Raw genomic sequence first — 19,034 nt, 5'->3', positions numbered from 1 at the left:
TGTGACGCGCGCCATTGGCGACCGGATGCGCAAGCCATGCGGGTGGCTCATGTCCCGATAGCACTCTCGTCAGTGGCTTGACGTCACATCGGAAATCTCGAGGTCGCGGCCGGCATGGCATTGACTGCGGTCGGTAGCAATATGATCAAAGTCCTGATAGGACTGCGCTGAAGGCGAACAGTCACTTGCGCGCGTGGCCGATTCATCGTACAGGCAGAAGCTCGATGCCGGCCCATGCATCGCAGATCGGCCGATTCCCTTCATTCAATGGCGGGGCAGCATGCGACGCAGCACATTGTCATGCCGGATGAAGTGGTGGTACAGCGCTGCGGCTACATGCAGGCCAATCAGAACAAGCAAGGCCCACATCATCCAGGCATGCACATCGCCGGCCTGCAGGGCCCAGCGTGCGCGTGGCGCGGCAAAAGCGGGCAGGGGAATGATGCCGAACAGGGAAACGGGCAGTCGGTGTGCCGACGCTGACGCCCATCCAAGAAACGGGCCCACCAGCAGGATGAAATAGAAAATGCGATGCGTGACGCGAGCGACGGTGTTTTCCCATGGCGGTGTGCCGGCGGCTTCCAGCGGGACCGGATGGCGCAGACGATGGATGAAGCGAATCGCCATCACGATCAGGATCAGCAGGCCAAAGGAAAGGTGCAGGTTGATCAGCGTTCCGGGAACGACGTTCGGCCCGATGTCCGGCATCGTGAAGGCAGTGATGAACTGAATGAAGACCAGCGATACGATGAGCCAGTGCAAGCGCCTGGCTGTCCGGGTGTATGGAGAGGCGACGCGGTCCATCTATTTGCCGGTCTTGCCGTGCAGATCCTCAACCATCTTGTAGTGCTCCGTGACCGTGGAGTGCGCGGCGGTCGCGAATGTCTTCAGGTCGGCATCGGAGGTGTCCTTCATTTCCTTGGCCTGGTCCTTGATGTCTTCCTGATGGTCTTTCGTTTCGTATCGCACATATTCGCTGTCGAAATCCTTGCCCGTAAGCTTCGATAGCTTGTCGGCTTCCGATTTCTGCTTATGGCTGGGCGAATCGGGCAGCTTTACGTTTTTCTGCGCAGCGATCTGTTTCAGTTGCTCCAGGTCCTTGCCGTGATCGTCAACCATGCGCTTGCCGAAGGCCTTCACGCCAGGATCTTGCGCTTGCTTCTGCGCCATGCGTCCCATCTCCACTTCCGCCATCAGGCCTTCAGCGGTCTTGTCGAGGTAGCGCTTGTCGTGATGGCTGAGATCTGCGGCATATACGGCGCATGTTGTCGAGGTGAGCAGGGCAAACAGTGCTGAGCAACGGGTTAGGGATGGCATCTGCATTCTCCAATATCAGGTGATTTTACAGTAGCAATCCAGTGAAGATATGGCTTATGCGCACGCAAGTGATGCGTACTGCTCGTCCTGTCTGCGACAAAGAATGGCGAAGGAGGCGGCATGATCATGGAGTCAACAATGCGCCCCGTTGGCGCAGGCAGATGAATATTTCTCTGGGTCATAGCCAACTTCGTCGAAGAGCTTCACTAACCTGCTGCGACCATGCGTAGCCGCAAGCCGTTTCAATGAACTTTGGTCAAGAGCGTGAACTCTACGTTGCGCTTCCCCTATTTCCTTTCCGTGACGAAAAGCCTGCAGCCTTGCTGTTGCGGCATACGTTGCGCATTCCACACTCGGCCATCGGCCGCTCTACTTTGAAGAAGAATGCCATGAGCAAGAAAAATGCAGACAAGGGCGCAAGCCAAGGCCACGCGCCAACCAATGCCTCTGACACTGAAGTCGGCGCCGCCGGTGAACTGCACCAGCAGGCGGGCGGAAGCCATCCACAGCTGACCACCAACCAGGGTCTGCCGATTGCCGACAATCAGAATTCGCTGCGTGCCAATCCGCGTGGACCGACGCTGCTTGAAGACTTCATCCTGCGCGAAAAGATTTTCCACTTCGATCATGAGCGCATCCCCGAGCGCGTGGTACACGCCCGTGGCAGTGCAGCCCACGGTTATTTCGAGCTGACCGAATCACTTGGGCAATACACCACGGCAAAGATACTGAATGAGGTTGGCGTGAAAACGCCGGTATTCACGCGCTTTTCCACGGTGGCAGGCGGCGCGGGTTCGGTCGACACTCCGCGCGACGTGCGCGGCTTCGCTGTGAAGTTCTACACAAAGGAAGGCAACTGGGATCTGGTGGGCAACAACATTCCCGTGTTCTTCATTCAGGATGCGATCAAGTTTCCGGACCTGGTGCACGCGGTGAAAATGGAGCCGGACCGCGGCTTTCCGCAGGCAGCCACGGCGCACGACACCTTCTGGGATTACATGTCCGTGACACCCGAAGCGATGCATATGGTGATGTGGGCCATGTCGGACCGCACGCTTCCGCGATCCCTGCGGATGATGGAGGGCTTCGGCATCCATACCTTCCGCCTGCTGGACAAGGATGGCAAGTCGACCTTCGTCAAGTTTCACTGGCGGCCGAAGCTTGGACTGCAATCCACCGTGTGGGACGAAGCGCTGAAGATTGCTGGCGCGGACCCGGACTTTCATCGGCGCGACCTGTTCGATGCAATCCAGAACGGAGACTTCCCGGAATGGGAACTCGCGGTGCAGCTGTTCTCACAGGAAGAGGCAGACAAATTCCCGTTCGATCATCTCGACGCGACCAAGGTCATCCCGGAGGAAACGGTGCCGCTCAAAGTGATCGGGCGCATGGTGCTGGATCGCTGGCCCGACAATTTCTTTGCCGAGACCGAGCAGGTCGCATTCTGTCCTTCGCATGTCGTGCCCGGCATCGATTTCAGCAATGATCCCCTGTTGCAGGGAAGGCTGTTCTCCTACCTCGACACTCAGCTTTCACGGCTCGGCTCGCCGAACTTTCACCAGATTCCCATCAACGCGCCGAAATGCCCGTTCGCAAATCATCAGCGCGATGGCCACATGCAGATGACGCAGCCCAAGGGCAGAGTTGCGTACGAGCCCAATACCCTGGCTGCGGATTCTCCGCGCGAGACCCGTGCAAATGGCTTTCACAGTGCCGCGGTGCCGGAGAACGGCGAACGTGGCCGCATCCGGGCCGAAAGTTTTGCCGATCACTACAGCCAGGCGCGCATGTTCTATCGCAGCCAGACATCCCATGAGCAGGCGCACATGGCGTCGGCGCTGGTGTTTGAATTATCGAAAGTGGAAACACCGCGGGTGCGTACCGCGATGGTGGGGCACATGCGCAACATCGATGAAGACCTGGCGCGCCGCGTGGCCGATGGACTGGCGCTGGATGCGATGCCGGATGCGCCGCCGTCCCCGGTCCCGGTGCAGGACATGCCGCCATCGCCAGCCTTGCAGATCATCGGCAAGATGGTGCCGACCCTGAAGGGACGTGCCATTGGCATACTGGTCGCAGATGGCTCGGACGGCGAGCAGGTGCAGGCATTGAAGCGGGCGGCAATGGATGCCGGTGCGACCGTAAAAATCGTCGCGCCGAAAATTGGCGGCGCCAAGCTTGCGGATGGATCGAAGCTGGAAGCCGATGGGCAGTTGCAAGGTACGCCGTCGGTCATCTTTGATGCGGTGGCCATCGTACTGTCCGAAGAAGGCGCGCAGATGCTGTTGAAGGAATCGGCGGCCATCGACTTTGCCAGCGACGCTTATGTGCATCTGAAGGCAATTGCGGCCAGCAGCGGTGCGCAGGCGCTGCTGGACAAGGCCGGGGTGATTCCGGATGCAGGCGTAGTCGCAGCGGACGATATGAAGGACTTCATCAAGGCTGCAAGCACCCGGCAGTGGGATCGCGAGGTGTCGGTACGGATACTGGCTTAGTCCGCTGCATGGGCGATCTTTCTTTATTCGTTGACGGATCGGATCGTATCGTCCATGCGAGGCACTCAGGTTCGCCGATGCTGGCGGCGTTATGGCGTCAGAGCATCGGCATGCTGCCTGCTGCTTGCTGTTTTATAGCGAATCATCGCGTTCCAGGGATATTTTCCAGAAAGTTCGTAATTATCGTTATGTAAAATTGAAACGCCCTTCCACGAATTGCCTGCGGCGGATCTGATCGGTATCGGCCGGGGCTTGGGCCTGTACCCACCCAAAGCCTTCCTCGCGTCATTTCATGCCAAAGCGCTCTTGCATTGCTTGAACTCGTCCCTTGGGATTCACGCCTATTCATTACGACGCGAGAAAGCGCGCTTCTGTCGGCCACATTCGGCATGCTCACGGTACTTCATTGCTTCTTGAAAGCTTGCGTTCTGCTTCCTCTATCGACAAAACGCTGAGCATTGGCTGCCTGCGCGCCGGCTACCTCGAACTTTCCCCGCCCGGACCGCGAATGCGGCTCAGGTGGCCGCAAGCGCAGCCGAGCCGATGTGGTCGCAGACCGCATTGGTGACATCAGCGGTGGTAGCCCGTCCGCCGAGATCGGGCGTATGCACGCCACTCGCGGTGGCCGCTTCGATGGCTGACATCAGACGCCTTGCCGCATCGAATTCGCCGAGATGTTCCAGCATCATCGATGCTGTCCAGAAAGTGCCGATCGGGTTGGCAATGCCCTTGCCCGTGATATCGAAGGCCGAGCCGTGGATGGGCTCGAACATCGAAGGAAACTGCCGCTCGGGATTCAGGTTCGCTGTCGGCGCGATGCCCAGGCTGCCGGACAGTGCCGCCGCAAGGTCCGAGAGTATGTCCGCATGCAGGTTGGTGGCCACCAGCACATCCAGCGTCTTCGGCTTCAACACCATGCGCGTGGTGACCGCATCAACCAGTTCGCGATCGGTCTTCACGTCCGGGTAATCCTTCGCCACTTCGTAAAAGATTTCATCCCACATCACCATGCCGAAGCGCTGCGCATTGGACTTGGTGACCAGGGTCAGATGCCTGGCCGTTCGCTTGCGCGCCAGTTCGAACGCAAAGCGGTGGATACGCTCTACACCGGTGCGGGTGAACACCGCGGTCTCGGTGGCGGCTTCGATCGGCAGGCCGCGATGCACCCGGCCGCCATTGCCCGCGTACTCGCCTTCGGAGTTCTCACGGATGATGACCCAGTCGATGTCCTGGCCATTCTTCAGCGGGCTCGATACGCCGGGCAGCACCCGTGCCGGACGCACATTGGCGTACTGGTCGAAACCCTGCGCAATCGGCAGGCGCAGCCCCCAAAGCGAAACATGGTCGGGCACCTGCTGGCTGCCCACGGCGCCGAAGAAAATGGCGTCGAAGGCCTTCAGCCTTTCCAGGCCGCCTTCGGGAATGTAGTGGCCGTGCTTCTGGTAGTAGTCGGAGCCCCATGGAAAATGCTCGACTTCCAGCCTGAAACCGCCATCGCGCGCGGCGAGCGCTTCCAGAACCTGCAAGCCCGCGGCAATGACTTCGGTGCCGATACCATCGCCCGGCATGGCGGCAATCGTGTGTACTCGCATGACGTTTCTCTCCTCCTCTATCGGTGACACTGCGCATTGCATGCGCGGCTGCACGGCTTTTCTGACACGCAGTGTATTGGCTATTCCACTCGATTGAATGCTCTAGAATTCAAGCTACCTTGTCGCCGGAGTTAAAAGTGATTCATTCAACGGACCTCGCGTTCTTTCGGGAAATCGTGAAGCAAGGCAGTCTCTCTGGCGCGGCCAGGGAACTGGGCGTGACGCCTGCATCGATCAGCAAGAGGCTCGCCAGGCTTGAAGAGGCGCTGGGCGTACCACTAGTGCTGCGCACTACGCGACGGCTGAATCTCACCGACGAGGGTGAACTGTTCCATGCCCATGCGCTGCGGCTTCTGGGTGAACTGGAAGACATGGAGCGGCTGGTTTCACGCAGCAGTGTCACGCCCAAGGGATTGCTGCGGGTGAATGCGCCGCTAGGCTTTGGACGTACCTATATCACGCCGCTGGTGTCGCGCTTCGTCAAGCGTTATCCGGAGGTCGAAGTGCAGCTGCAGCTCTCGGATCACCCATTGAGCCTGGTTGATGAGGCTTTCGAGGTAGCCATCCGTTTCGGCGAGCTGCCGGACGCGCGCCTCATTGCCCGACGCATCGCATCAAACCGCCGCCTGGTGTGCGCGGCGCCTTCCTATCTTCGGGATCGGGGCGAGCCGAAAGTGCCGCACGACCTGATACAGCACAATTGCATCGTGCTGCGACAGAACGATGCGGCTTACGGCGTCTGGCGTTTCGCGAAAGGCAAGCACACGGAAACGGTGAAGGTGCGCGGCACGCTCAGCAGCAATGATGGCGAGGTATGCATGAACTGGGTGTTGAGCGGCTTGGGCCTGATGCTGCGCGCGGAATGGGATATCGCTAAATATGTGCGTAGTGGGCGGCTGAAAATTTTGCTTGAGGACTATGCCACGCCGCAGGCGGATATCTTCGCGGTCTACACGGAAAGGCAGGCGCAGTCGCCGCGTGTGCGGGCCTTTATCGATTTTCTGGCGGAAAGCTTTCGCGACGCTGCCGAACAGACGTCGCGTCAGAAAGCGCGGTGGTAGAGCTGCAAGGGTTTCGGCATGGGAAGCCTTAGCAGCGTTGATCCGCTACGCTGCTGGCGCATCCATGGCCGTGCGCCGCTGGATTCGGATGCAGGTACGATGCGCTCACGAACGGAAGCCTCGGTCTTGCGGTAGCAGGATCAATCGTCGTGATGGCCATGTCTTCCATGGCCGCCATGGCGGCCATGATCATGATCCTCATGCCATTCCCGATCCCGTCCATGCCCATGGCCGCGATCGTCACGGGGCGCAGGCGCGATGTACACCGGCGCCGGTTGCACGACAACGGCACGCCTTGGTTCGACATAGACAGGCGCGGGCGCGACGAAGCCGGGCAAGCCGATATTCACGTTCACATCGACGTTGGCCGTCATGCCTGGCGCAGCCGCAAGCATCAGCGCCATTCCGGCCAGCGCAGTAAATATGTTCTTCATTGTGTTTTCCTGCGGCCATGCCGCATTGGTTGTTGTGGATAGCCATGCACCGCGCATGGCCATGCCGGCGCAAAGCGAAGGCTGACAGACGGAGTTCGAAGCCCGTCGTTTCAGAACTCTTCCCAGTCCGGCCCGTTATGCTGTTGCGCGCCGGGCAGGCGGGCGAGTGCCGTCGATGCCGATGCCGGTGTCGGGTTGCGACGCGGCGTAACGTCCGGTACGGATTTCATCAGCGGTGCCGGTGTGCCAGTCGTGGTCGGTGCATGGCTGCCTGCTTGCACGTCGATCTTGAACACCGCCACCGCCTGCACCAGTTCAGCGGCCTCGCGCTGCATCGCTTCGGCTGCGGCCGCTGCTTCCTCGACCAGCGCCGCGTTCTGCTGCGTGGCCGCATCCATCTGCACGACCGCGCCATTGACTTGTTCGATGCCGGCGCTTTGCTCGTTACTGGCCGCCGTGATCTCGGCGATGATGTCCGTCACCTTCTGCACACTGGCGACGACTTCGTGCATCGTTGCCCCGGCTTCATGCGCCAGCCGCGAACCGGTGTCGACCTTGCCCACCGAATCTTCAATCAGCGACTTGATTTCCTTTGCGGCCGCTGCCGAACGCTGTGCCAGGCTGCGCACTTCGGCCGCAACCACCGCGAATCCCCTGCCCTGCTCGCCCGCGCGCGCGGCTTCCACGGCGGCATTCAAGGCCAGGATATTGGTCTGAAACGCGATGCCATCGATGACGCTGGTGATGTCGGCGATACGGCGCGAGGCGACATCGATGGATTCCATCGTCTCAACGACCCGATCGACCACGGCGCCGCTCTTCACAGCAATTTCCGAAGCCGATGCGGCCAGCCCATTTGCCTGGCGGGCATTGTCGGCATTCTGCTTTACGGTCGATGTCAGTTCTTCCAGCGAGGAAGCGGTTTCCTCCAGCGACGATGCCTGTTGCTCGGTGCGCGAGGACAGGTCCTGGCTGCCGGAAGCCACCTGGCTGGAGGCGCTGGCGATCACATCGCTGCCCTTTCTGACCTTGCCGACGATATGCGCGAGATTGTCATTCATGTGCTTGAGCGCGCCCATCAGATGCCCGGTCTCGTCGCGCGAGCGCACCGAGATGACTCGGGTAAGATCGCCGGCCGCGACGCTGTCGGCCACCTTCACCGCGGCCTGTATCGGCTGCACGATGCCGCGCACGATCCAGGCGCCGAACAGCAGCGCCAGCACGATGCCCGCGCTCATGCCGGCGATGCAGACATTGCGCACCCAGATATAGGTCTGCTGCGAACGCCGGTACTGCTCGGCGGCGACATCCATCTGCAGCTTCACCAATTGTTCCAGGCTTTCGCGCATCGGCTTGAGCAACGTGGTCATCGGCCCGCGCAGCGCTTCCGTAGCCGTGCGGGCATCTCCGGCGTGCAGCGCCGTCACCGCCGCCGAGAGACCTTGCGTCACGAATGCCTTGCGGCGCTCGGCAAAGGCGTCGGCAAGGCGCTTTTCTTCTGCCGTCAACCTGGTCGCGGCATAAGCGGACCACTGCTTGCTGATGGTTTCGATGTTGCCGTCGATTTCCGTGGCCGCCTTGGCCATGTCCTGGGCGGTGCCCAAGACCGCGACGCCCACCGCGGTCTCGTTGCGGTCGACCATCCGCACGATGGTGTCGAGCTGACCCAGGGTGACAATCCTGCTGTTGTACATCGCGCGCATTTCATCATTGGCATTGCCAAGGCTGACGATGCCGATCACGGCGCCGGCAATGAGCTGCACCGAGAGAAAAGCGACGAGCGCGTAAAGACGTGTCTTGATGCTGAGGTTCTGGAACATGAGTCGACCTGCGCAAAAAATGGAAGCGCGGGCAAGACTCGTTCCGGGCGCGAATGTTTGCGCAAGAAGGCGGTTGCCATGCCCGCCTTTCATTTACGGCAGGCGCGTGGGGAAACTTGAGGGCCTCCGGACGGAGGCCCCGGATCAGACAACGTCCTGGTAACTGATCACGATGCGCCGGTAACGCACCATGCCATTGATATCGAGCAGGCCAAGCCAGCGCGCCACATCCTCTTCACTCTTGCCCTTGCGCAGCTGGCGCAGCGCGAAGGTATGGCGCAGCTTGTACAGGCCGCCGGCATCCTTGCCGAGCTTGGCGTTCTCCAGCACTTCGCGGCTCGATTCGAAACAGCGGCTGTGCGACCACTGGTTGCCCTTCATCGTCGCCGGAAAAACATAGGTGCCGGGAATGCCCTGTTCGGCGCGCACTCGCAGCCAGAAGGCGAGCTGGCGTCCGGCCCAGTCGGCGATCGGCGTTTCACGCGCGGGAGAATTGCCATTGCCTTCGACCGCAAGCTTCCATGGCACGCCCGCCTTGCGTCCGCCTTCCGTGATCACGCCATCGAGTTTCAGGCTGCGCACATCGCCCGGCGACAGGCCTGCGCCGAGCATCAGCGACACGGCGGTGCGATCACGCGCGGTTTTCCAGGTGAACTTTTCGCCGGCATCAGCCTGCGGCGCGCGCGTCAGATAAGCGATCAGCACCCGCGCCTGCAACTCGTTCAGATAATCCGGCGGCGGATCCTTGTCCGCGGCTTCGGCGAAGCGATATTCAGGCCGCTCGCGCAGCAATAACGCTGCCCGGTTCGGTTCGATGCCTTCGCGCTTGGCGATGAACTGGGTGATTTTGTTGATCAGCACCAGGTAGCGATTCGCATAACGTGCGGTCAGATCAGGGCCGCGCGTGGTCTGACGCGGTCGCCATGCATCCGGTCCGCTGCCGCGAATGGTCAGGAAGGTTTCGAGGTCGGTGACGGTAACATCCGGCAGCGTCAGCTGGCGCTCGGCGCAGAAGGCAGCGAATGCCTGCCACATCTCGCGATACACATGGATCGACTCGTCCAGCAGCGGCCGCTCGTGACGTGCCCGCGATGTCGACGCCTGGCGAAAGGCGACCCAGTCCTCGAAATGCCGGTTCAGCAGTTCCTGGATGTCCTCAGTATCAATATCGAAAAGAGTCAGGTTCTTCGTCATGGAATCTCCGGCCGGCGCTGGGCCGGCACGCACAAGGTCTTCTCAACAGGAAGTCGACATTGTAACGATTGCACTGCTGCGGGCGCCACGCCAGGGCGCCCTGCTCTTGTGCGCGGACAGACGAGAATCAGACGGTGAAGCGGGCAGACGTTGCGCCGCCTACTCCACGGACTTGTGATTGGTGCCACCTGCCACGCCCGGCGCCCAAGGCCGCGGCGCAATTTGCACCGGCGCGCAGAACTGCCGCTGCACGCCCCAGCGCTGGCGAGCAAGCTGGCGGTTTTCCATGAAGGCTGACGCATCGGCCAATAGCGGCGCGGCCTTGTCCTTTGGCGAAAGCATCGGCGTGCCGATCGCGGGCCATTCAATGCCGATGCTCGGATCGTCCCAGCGCACCCGGCATTCATGCTCCGGATACAGATAGTCCGTGGACTTGATATGGATTTCCGCCGTGCCGGAAAGCACGGCAAAGCCATGCGCAAAGCCTTGCGGTATCCACAGCTGTTGCTGGTTGCTGGCTGACAGCATCATGCCGACCCAGCGCCCGAAGCTCGGCGAGTAGCGTCGCATGTCGACCACCACATGGAACACTTCGCCCACGCCGACGCGAACGAGCTTGCCCTGCTGGTGATGCACTTGGTAGTGCGGGCTGCGGACCACGCCATAGCGGTACTTCAACAGGCATTCCTGCACGAATTCGTTCTTAAAGCCTGTGGCCTGCACAAAATCGCGGGCGTTAAAGCATTCATGAAGAATCGCGCCGTCTTCGATACGCAGTTGCGGTTCGAGCAGCAGGACTTCAGGGAGAGACGTCGGCGTGTAGGAGTAACTCATGGCTTGCGGGTCGTTACCTGTTCGAAGGGACGGCGTTGCATGGTTTGCGGTGTCGTTTCAGACGACATGCATGACACATATGTTACAAGCTCATTTCTGTAAGGTAATACCGTTTATCGGATTTCTGCGCGTTTGTCGTCTAAATGAAACGTCATGCTTCGGATAACCGTTTGTGCATTTCGCCTATCCAGACTGCTTCAGTGGGCTGCTCATGAAGCCGGACGAAGAGGCGAGAGCCGCTTATCGTACTAACGCCCATAGCAGTTTTTCCCGCGCTCGAAAATGCCGCTGCAATCGTCACCTTCATTATTAGCCCACCATCTCTGGACTTTATTCACATCATTCCGACAAACCAACCATACACAGACCCGGAAAAACGCTATTGCTGTTAGTACGATTCCTCGGGTGCGATCAAGGTGAGTCTTTTGGCTGGCTGTGAAAATGCGGCCGCAAGCGCAATGCCCGCTTGAACATGCTTGCGCCAACACGATAGTTGCCGCGCCGTACCAGAAAAATGAAATGTGAAGTTATGCGCGCTGCTTGCGGATCAAATGGAACTATTGCGTCGCCAGCAGGAAAACCTGCGCTGAAGTCTGTTGTCTTGTGCAAGCAGCGCTTGATGCAGCTGCAGCCAGGCTCGACGCCCTGCCCTCTCAAGATTGGCTATCTGTCGGATGCGATGATGCGTCGAATAGGGAACAGCGAAGCTGTATGCCACCGCAGAACATCCAGGCATGTATGTATGTTTGCGAGCAGCGCTGCGCAACCGATACCCAAGCCAACAATCCGTGCGCAGCACTGATCGTGCGGCTTCATGACGGGGTCGGAATGACGAGCGGCTTGGCTGATCGTTGAGGGGATGGGCCGTGGTACGCCTCGGGCTTGCGCTAGCGCTTTCGCCACTTCGCACCGCAGGAGATGCGGCTGACGCCGCTGCGCCCGGCTTTACCGGCCTGCCCGGTGCACTTGGCAGTGCCTGTCTATTGAAGGGCCGCGCTGGCAGCGGTGCAGGCGGCCCGCCGTATTAAAACCCTTCGTACACCGTGCTCACATGCTGCACTTTCGGCGGCTCCGCGAAGTGCGGGCCGGCGAGCCGACGCCATTCCTGAAAATCATCGCTATTGCGAAAGTGCACCATATGGTCCTCAACACTGTCCCAGCCTACGACCAGGGTGAACATGTCCGGCTGCTCGATCGAGCGCTGCACCCGCATTGATCGGCAGCCCCGCGCACGTTGAAACAGCGGGGCCGCTTCGGCCACGGCAACGAGAAACTGTTGCTCGGATCCAGCCTTCACCCGAATTTCCGCCAGCTCGAAAATCATCACAACTCCTTTTCATTTTTCGGCCAAAGCGGCCAGGCCGACAGTATCGCCATGCGCGGCTTGGCAGTAAAGCTGTTGGCACTTCGAGCGTGAGCACGCCGGTATGACAATGCGGGTCGCGGCACATCGAGCGAGCGGCTTCGTTAGCATGTGCCGCGATGCCGCGGTCACGGGCAAGCCGGAGCACAGCGGTTGTGAATGGCTTGCGTTGCAGCCGCGCTGGTGCGCCTAATCGAAGCGCGCATCCTCGCGAACCTTGGTTGGCGCGATTTCCGGGACGAGCGCGTTATTTGCAAACCCTGATGTTCCGATGAAATGAAACAGTTCGCCTCCATCGAAGCATGGGCGGGCTTCTGTCCACCATCACGGCGCGGCTACGGTTAGTCCAAAGCCGCATGCTCTCGATACGCAGCGGCATACGGATCCAGCATGCTATTGCGCATACGAACCCTCCGTAGGTCATGGCATAGAGGTGCGCTGGCCCAGTCATCGACATGAACTCTTTTCGAAGCAATGCCACTATGTGTTGTCCCGTTTATTGAACAGTGCGGAAGGGAAAGACGGAGCAATTGTGCTGCCCCACCAGTTCTTGCGAGTTCCTTGGCAGCCTCATGACTCGATAGCGACTACACGGTATCGGGCGCCCATCTGGCAAGGTCCAAGCAGGGCAGCCTTTGCGCGCTGCAGACGCGATGCGCCGCGATAACCATTGCTATCGCGGGCACTCGCAACCCTGCAGATGGCTTGTCAAGGCAGTACCCAGACCCTTTCGATAGTTGATAAAGCCCCTGGCTTCCGCGGAAGGAGGAAGGAGGCGCCCGAGAGGGAAAATCGAGGAGACGCGACATGTTCACCAAAGATCACCACAGCAGCCGCATTCGCGCGGCCGTGGAAAGTCTCGCGGCTGCACCTCCGCAAATCCCTGGCCATATCATCGATTCCTGGCTGCGCTGCATGCGCGATTACGATCTTGATCCCGATGCCTTGCCGGAAGCATGCATCGTGCCCCGCATCGATCTGGAAAGCCGACAGTACAAGCTTGCGCAGGTGCTGAACGAGGCCAAAGCCGAAATGACGAACCTGGTTCAACAGATTGCCGGCTCCAGCTACGCCATCATGCTTGCCGACGCCGACGGTGTGGTGATGAATTGTCTCGGCGATCCTGGTTTTACCCATGCCGCATCGAAGGCCGGCATGATGTCCGGCGCGGTCTGGTCCGAGCGCCATCAGGGCACCAACGGCATGGGCACTGCCCTGCTGGAAAAGCGGCCGACCGTGGTGCAGCGATATGAGCATTTCCTGTTCCGCAATACTGGCCTGACCTGTGCCGCCGCGCCCATCTTCGATACCGACGGCAAAGTACTCGCGGTGCTCGACGTCTCAGGCGAAACCCATCTCGCGCCCAGGCATGTGCTTGATCTCGTCAGCATGTCGGTACACGCCATCGAAAACCGCATCTTCGTGAAATGCTTCCAGGGTAAGCGCTTCATGCACTTCCATAGCCGGCCGGAATTCGTCGGCACGCTCAGCGCAGGCATTCTGGCGCTGGACGAGGATGACTGTATCCTTGGCGCGACGCGCCATGCGCAGCTGCAGCTCGACGTAGAGGCCCGCGCTCTGATTGGCCAGCCGTTGGAAAGGTTCTTCAATGTTTCCTTTGAGTCCCTGAGCCGTGAAGTCGTCAGGCCCAACCGGCAGATCACCCCCGTGTTTGATGCCCGCTTGGGACGCCGTTTCTTCGCCTTCGGCGCCGAGCCCGGCGCTCGCATCATCGTGCCCGCCGGCGCCGTGGTGCGGGTAAGCCCTTCGTTCGCGCAGCCAAATCAAAACTACATGGAAGGCGCTAACCCGCGCTCGCCGCTGCAGCAGCTGCAATACGGCCCGGATGCGGCCATGACGCGCATCATCGCGGCGGCGACACGGGTTCTCGAGCGCGATGTGCCTATCCTCCTGCGCGGCGAGACCGGCACCGGCAAGGAAATGTTCGCGAAAGCCCTGCACCGATCGAGCCGCCGCGCCGACTGCCCTTTCGTTGCGATCAACTGCGCATCGATACCCGAAGCGCTGATTGAAGCCGAGCTGTTTGGCTACAAGTCCGGCGCCTTCACCGGCGCCAGCAAGGAGGGCCAGCGCGGCAAGATTTTCCAGGCCAACGGCGGCACGCTGTTTCTCGACGAGATCGGCGACATGCCCTTCGCACTGCAGGCGCGGCTATTGCGCGTGCTGGAAGAGCGCGAAGTGACGCCGCTGGGCAGCGAGACGCCGGTAGGCATCGATATCCGCCTTGTCAGTGCCACCCATTGCGATTTGCTGGCCAAGATCGAGAGCCGCGAATTCCGCGAAGACTTGTACTACCGGCTACAGGGCTTGACGCTCATGCTGCCGCCGCTGCGCGAGCGCGGCGATAGGCGAGAGCTGATCGCGCACCTGCTACGACGCGAGCAGAGCGATGGCGTGGCCCTGTCGATGACACCCGAGCTGCTCGATGCGCTCGACAGCTATCGCTGGCCGGGCAATGTCCGCCAGCTGCGCAATGTGCTGCGCACGATGGTGGCACTGCGCAGCGCGGACCTGCTTACGCTTGAAGACCTTCCGCCCGAGATCGCGCAGTGCCTTGTACCGCGCTCTGCAATGCAAGACTGCGTGCAGAACGCGGATCTCGAACTCAATCCATTGAAGTCGGCCGAACGCGAGGCGCTTCTGCAAGTCCTGCATGCGGCACGCTGGAACATCAGCACTGTTGCGCGCCAGCTTGATGTGGGACGCAACACGCTGTACCGCAAGCTGGAGCGGCTCCATATCGATCTGTCCAACGCCAAGAAACCGTTAAAGCCCTGAAGCCTCATCCCATGCTGCCCGCAACCTGGCCTGGATTGGCCGTCACAGTTCCGGCGGCGCATGCGCGGCGAAAGCATCCGCAATAAGGTGGCTCGACGGCGACGCTTGGGCTCGACTGGCACGCAGCGACCTTCGCGCAACGCGGCGACCGGCAGCTGCGCATACACACCCTAGCGCTTCATGCCATCAAACTGCATCGTCTCCTCTATCCATGCGAGGCCGGCCCGTTCGCCATGCGCTGCGCTTGATGGCGGCACGGTGGAACGTATCTGGCAGACCGTCCCGGGTATCGCATCGGATAGCACGAATTCGTATTGCTTCGTCTCGAACTTCGGCATCTTCTCGCGCATCGGGTCGTTCCGATAAGGCTGAATCGCGATCCTGGTGCCCTTGACCTTGCAGCCGGCGCAGGAGACCGGTACGTTCGTGACGCTCGCTTCCTGCGCGAGAGCCATGCGTATGCGCTTGCGAAAATAACTGTTAGAGCCGCCTGTGAGGCGCTTCATTTCCTCAATATCGCGCTCGAGAAAACCAAGCAGCGCCGGATTGCCCCGCGCCGCGGCCATCGACGGCAACGCCTGCGCATGCTTGTCATGCAGGAACTGCGTGAGCACCATCGCGCTGCCGTCCGCATTCCTTGCCGTCATCTTGACCGTCACTGTGTCCCGGAAGTCTTGTCCGTCGCGCTCGCGGTGCACGAAACGGTAGCGCAGCGTGTTCGCAGGAGCGACGTTGCGCAGATGGTCGCTTGTAAACAACAGCTTCTCCGCCGTGGAGATCTCCTGTGCATGCGCTGCGCAACTCATCGATACGGCAAGCATCAGCAGGCGCCTACGCCAGCTTGCTCGGCACGGCGACGACTGCCTCGAGCGTTCAACCAAGAACTTGCTTTTCATCTGGCATCCCTGTCGGGCTTAGGCACCCTTCTCGTCTGGCGCACGCCGGGTCAGTCGGGCTGCATCGGCACGGAAGGAACGCCATATTCACGCAGCAATGCCGCGATCTCCGGCTGGCTGCTTCCAATCAAGCTGTCGATGCGGTCGCGTAGCGCCTTGTCGCCATGGCGCACCGCCATCGCAATCTCGAAGTCGTAGCGCAAGCCGGATGCATCGGGAGGAAACGGCACGACGACCATCGGCGTTTCCGGCTTCGCATGCTGGGCGAAATAAGCAACGATCGGGCCCCAGGCGATGACGACATCGAGCTTGCCATCGGCCAGGTCATGGTCCACCACTTCTCCGGTGTATTGCTCCGGATCGCCACTCTGGTGCTGATAAGGCACCATCTGGTCGATCAAGCCGTGTTGCAGCAGCCAGTCCACCGCCGGCGTCCTGATGAAAGCGCCGATGCGCAAGGCCTTCCGCCTGGCGACGTCCAGCTTGAGCAGGTCTTCTGGCGTGTGCACATCATCCAGGCCATGTCCCTTCACATACGCCATCGCATAGGTCGAACGGTAATAGGGCCTGGTCGTCAGTCCCATGTCGAAGCCGACGGGCACGCCGGTGACGAGATCGCATTTGTAGCGATCACTATCCGGCAGCTTGGCGCGCAGCGTATTGCGTATGAAACCCATGCGTTGCGGATACCAGGTGTGTTCCAGCTTCCAGCCAAGCTTGTCGGCAAAGAGCTGTGCGATACGGTTTTCCAGTCCGCTGCCATCCCGGTTCGACAGCGGCAGGTTGTTCGGGTCCTGGCACACGCGCAATACCCGGTCCTGCGCATCGTCATCCTGTGCCCACGAAGGAGACGCGACAGCGCATAGCACGCAGAACGCGCCCATGCAGCCGATACGCGCGAGCGCGGTAATGCGCATGCTTGCGATCGTCCAATCCATGTTCATTTCTCCATAGCCTGCAACTTGCCCGGCCTGATCGCGCCATCCGAACGTCCCTTCAGATACGCATACAGGTTCTCGATGTTTTCCCTGACTTGCTGCGAGCCGCTGAAATTCGGCATGCCCTTGTCCACTCGCCCGTTCAATACCGTGGCTTCGAACTGGTCCTTGGAAAGCGTCTTCAAGCTGTTTACCAGCGATGGCCCCACCATGCCCTGCTGTTCCGCGCCATGGCAGCGCTCGCAGGCCATGGCGCGCCAGGTCTGCCAGCCCTTGTAGGTCTTTGCATCCACCTTGCTGCCCTCGCTAACGGAATAGAGAGGGGCATCGTCCGCTGCTGCAGACGTCGCCAGAATCGCCAGCAGTGCCGCACCCACCGTCATACTCAACTTCATCCATGTCTCCCTGGTATGAGGGCCGGCGCCGCGCCTGCGGCGCGGCCCTCTTTCATTAGCCTGTACGGGCAGGCTTGCCGCATCTTCGATGCTGGTTTCAGCTCCTGTCGGGAAGCGTGAATACCGTCAGGGTGCCGCCCAACTCGGTGTACCGCGACAGTTCACGATAACCACCGACCGCGCCCAGACCATCGTTGTCCTTCTCCAGACCCGCTGCCATGCCGATGCCAGCCCAGCCGCCGATCCCTGAAAGCACGCCGATATACTGCTTGCCCTTGTATTGCCAGGTCATGACGTTGCCGATGATTCCGGAAGGGGTTTTGAACTTCCATAGCTCGCGGCCGTTGTTGTCCACCGCCTTCAGATAGCCTTCCAGCGTGCCGTAGAAGGTGACATCGCCAGCAGTTGCGAGCGCGCCGCTCCATACCGAGAATTTCTCGGGCTTGGACCAGACGATCTTGCCGGTGCCGGCGTCATACGCAATGAAGTTGCCCATGCCGCCATGGCTGTTCGGCGCCGGATACATCGACAGCGTCGCGCCCACATAAGGCTGGCCGGCGGTGTAGTCCACCTGGAACGGCTCGTAGTCCATGCACACATGGTTGGTCGGCACATAGAACAGCCCGGTCTTCGGCGAATACGAAGCGGGCTGCTGGTCCTTGCTGCCGAGCGCCGCGGGGCATACTCCCTTGGTATTGACGTCGGGGCCATTCTGAGCGGTGCTGTATTTGGCTTGCACCATAGGCCGGCCAGACTTCATGTCGACATGGCTTGCCCAGTTCACCGCCGGATCATATTTCTGGGCCACCAGCAGTTCGCCGGAGACGCGGTCCAGCGTATAGGCAAAGCCATTCCGATCGAAATGCACCACGGCCTTGCGCGGCTTGCCCTGCACCTTGATGTCGGCGAGGATCATTTCATTGACGCCGTCATAGTCCCATTCGTCGTGCGGCGTCATCTGATACACCCATTTCGCCATGCCGGTGTCGAGGTCGCGCGCGAAAATGCTCATGGACCATTTGTTGTCGCCCGGTCGCTGCGCCGGATTCCAGGTGCTCGGATTGCCGGTGCCGTAATACAGCAGGTTGGTTTGCGGGTCGTAGCTGTACCAGCCCCAGGTGGTGCCGCCGCCGATCTTCCATTGGTCGCCCTTCCAGGTCTTCAGCGAAGAGTCCTGGCCTACCGGCGCCATCTTGCCGTCGGTCCAGGTCATGGTTTTCTGCGGATCGATCAGCATTTCGCTGTCCGGGCCGGTGCTGTATGCCTTCCAGACTTCCTTGCCCGTCTTGATGTCGTAGGCGGTCATGCGGCCGCGCACGCCAAACTCGCCGCCCGAGATGCCGGTCAGGACATAGTTCTTGAAGACATGCGGCGCATTGGTGTTGGTCTCGCCGATCTTGGCGTCGCCGTTCTTCGCCTTCCAGACTTCCTTGCCGGTCCTGGCATCCAGGGCGACCAGCGTCGTGTCGGCCTGCTGCACGAAGATCTTGCCGTCGCCGTAGGCCACGCCGCGGCTGACGGTATCGCAGCACATCACCGGGATCACGGCCGCGTCCTGCTTCGGCTCGTATTTCCACTTGATGCTTTGGTCATCAAGGCTCAGCGCGAAGATCTTGTTGGGGAAAGGGCTATGCAGGTACATGGTGTCGCCCACGACCAGCGGCGCGCCTTCATGCCCGCGCAGCACGCCGGTGGAGAAGCTCCACGCAACCTGCAGGTTCTTCACGTTGCTCTTGTTGATCTGCGTGAGGTCGCTGTAGCGTTGATTCGCCGCGTCGCCCGCCTGCATGGTCCAATCCCGCGAGTTCTTGTCGGCCGCATGCGCGCTGCCGATGGCGGATAGCATTCCCGCCACCAGCAGTGCCTGCGCGGCTCTTGTCACTGTGAACATCGTCA

14 protein-coding genes and 1 pseudogene are annotated in these 19,034 nt (G+C 60.6%); 3 read left to right on the top strand and 12 right to left on the bottom strand.

Translation table 11 applies throughout. The features are described from left to right. Positions 1-264 precede the first annotated feature (264 nt). Positions 265-804 (bottom strand): cytochrome b, encoded by a 540-nt coding sequence (locus JJB74_RS10125; RefSeq protein ID WP_200591727.1) that lies wholly within the window; start codon positions 802-804, stop codon positions 265-267. Beyond that, a complete protein-coding gene (locus tag JJB74_RS10120) occupies positions 805-1,323 on the bottom strand; it encodes a DUF4142 domain-containing protein (protein WP_200591726.1) in 519 nt (172 codons plus the stop codon). 383 nt (positions 1,324-1,706) lie between these two features. Between JJB74_RS10120 and JJB74_RS10115 the strand changes: the two genes are divergently transcribed. Then, complete coding sequence (locus JJB74_RS10115) at positions 1,707-3,812, top strand: catalase (RefSeq protein ID WP_200591725.1); 2,106 nt, start codon at positions 1,707-1,709, stop codon at positions 3,810-3,812. 515 nt (positions 3,813-4,327) lie between these two features. On the opposite strand, the gene JJB74_RS10110 is transcribed toward JJB74_RS10115, so the two are convergent. Next, positions 4,328-5,404 (bottom strand): tartrate dehydrogenase, encoded by a 1,077-nt coding sequence (locus JJB74_RS10110; protein WP_200591724.1) that lies wholly within the window; start codon positions 5,402-5,404, stop codon positions 4,328-4,330. Between the two features lie 137 nt (positions 5,405-5,541). Here JJB74_RS10110 and JJB74_RS10105 point away from each other — a divergent pair, with 137 nt between their 5' ends. Continuing rightward, entirely contained in the window at positions 5,542-6,465 is a 924-nt protein-coding gene (locus tag JJB74_RS10105; RefSeq protein ID WP_200591723.1) for a LysR family transcriptional regulator, read from the top strand. Positions 6,466-6,605: 140 nt separating this feature from the next. Here JJB74_RS10105 and JJB74_RS10100 read toward each other — a convergent pair whose 3' ends face one another. The 5 genes and pseudogenes from JJB74_RS10100 to JJB74_RS10080 all read right to left on the bottom strand — a co-directional run bounded on the left by JJB74_RS10100 (position 6,606) and on the right by JJB74_RS10080 (position 12,071). Continuing rightward, positions 6,606-6,899, bottom strand: a complete 294-nt coding sequence (locus JJB74_RS10100; protein ID WP_200591722.1) for a hypothetical protein — start codon at positions 6,897-6,899, stop codon at positions 6,606-6,608. A 110-nt stretch (positions 6,900-7,009) separates the two neighbouring features. After that, positions 7,010-8,719: a methyl-accepting chemotaxis protein gene (locus JJB74_RS33910; protein WP_200591721.1), complete on the bottom strand. Its 1,710-nt coding sequence runs from the start codon at positions 8,717-8,719 to the stop codon at positions 7,010-7,012. 144 nt (positions 8,720-8,863) lie between these two features. After that, positions 8,864-9,913, bottom strand: a complete 1,050-nt coding sequence (locus tag JJB74_RS10090; RefSeq protein ID WP_200591720.1) for a tyrosine-type recombinase/integrase — start codon at positions 9,911-9,913, stop codon at positions 8,864-8,866. Between the two features lie 288 nt (positions 9,914-10,201). Beyond that, positions 10,202-10,747: pseudogene (gene rfbC, locus JJB74_RS10085) on the bottom strand (dTDP-4-dehydrorhamnose 3,5-epimerase); the annotation flags it as partial. Positions 10,748-11,771: 1,024 nt separating this feature from the next. Then, a complete protein-coding gene (locus JJB74_RS10080; protein ID WP_200591718.1) occupies positions 11,772-12,071 on the bottom strand; it encodes an antibiotic biosynthesis monooxygenase family protein in 300 nt (99 codons plus the stop codon). An 846-nt stretch (positions 12,072-12,917) separates the two neighbouring features. Between JJB74_RS10080 and JJB74_RS10075 the strand changes: the two genes are divergently transcribed. Beyond that, positions 12,918-14,909 (top strand): sigma-54-dependent Fis family transcriptional regulator, encoded by a 1,992-nt coding sequence (locus tag JJB74_RS10075; protein ID WP_200591717.1) that lies wholly within the window; start codon positions 12,918-12,920, stop codon positions 14,907-14,909. Between the two features lie 170 nt (positions 14,910-15,079). Here JJB74_RS10075 and JJB74_RS10070 read toward each other — a convergent pair whose 3' ends face one another. The 4 genes from JJB74_RS10070 to JJB74_RS10055 all read right to left on the bottom strand — a co-directional run bounded on the left by JJB74_RS10070 (position 15,080) and on the right by JJB74_RS10055 (position 18,984). Beyond that, the gene (locus JJB74_RS10070) at positions 15,080-15,730 is read right to left on the bottom strand and encodes a hypothetical protein (RefSeq protein WP_200591716.1); all 651 of its coding nucleotides are present in this window, start codon (positions 15,728-15,730) and stop codon (positions 15,080-15,082) included. 125 nt (positions 15,731-15,855) lie between these two features. Then, positions 15,856-16,743: a quinoprotein dehydrogenase-associated putative ABC transporter substrate-binding protein gene (locus JJB74_RS10065; protein WP_234484080.1), complete on the bottom strand. Its 888-nt coding sequence runs from the start codon at positions 16,741-16,743 to the stop codon at positions 15,856-15,858. Positions 16,744-16,745: 2 nt separating this feature from the next. After that, positions 16,746-17,138 carry a c-type cytochrome gene (locus JJB74_RS10060; protein WP_200591715.1) on the bottom strand — a complete coding sequence of 131 codons (393 nt, stop codon included), beginning with the start codon at positions 17,136-17,138 and terminating at the stop codon, positions 16,746-16,748. 97 nt (positions 17,139-17,235) lie between these two features. Further along, positions 17,236-18,984, bottom strand: a complete 1,749-nt coding sequence (locus JJB74_RS10055; protein ID WP_407672319.1) for a methanol/ethanol family PQQ-dependent dehydrogenase — start codon at positions 18,982-18,984, stop codon at positions 17,236-17,238. Between the last annotated feature and the right edge of the window lie 50 nt (positions 18,985-19,034).

It is taken from the genome of Noviherbaspirillum pedocola (assembly GCF_016632335.1).
GTDB lineage: Bacteria > Pseudomonadota > Gammaproteobacteria > Burkholderiales > Burkholderiaceae_D > Noviherbaspirillum_A > Noviherbaspirillum_A pedocola.
This window is presented reverse-complemented; position numbering and strand designations above follow the sequence as displayed.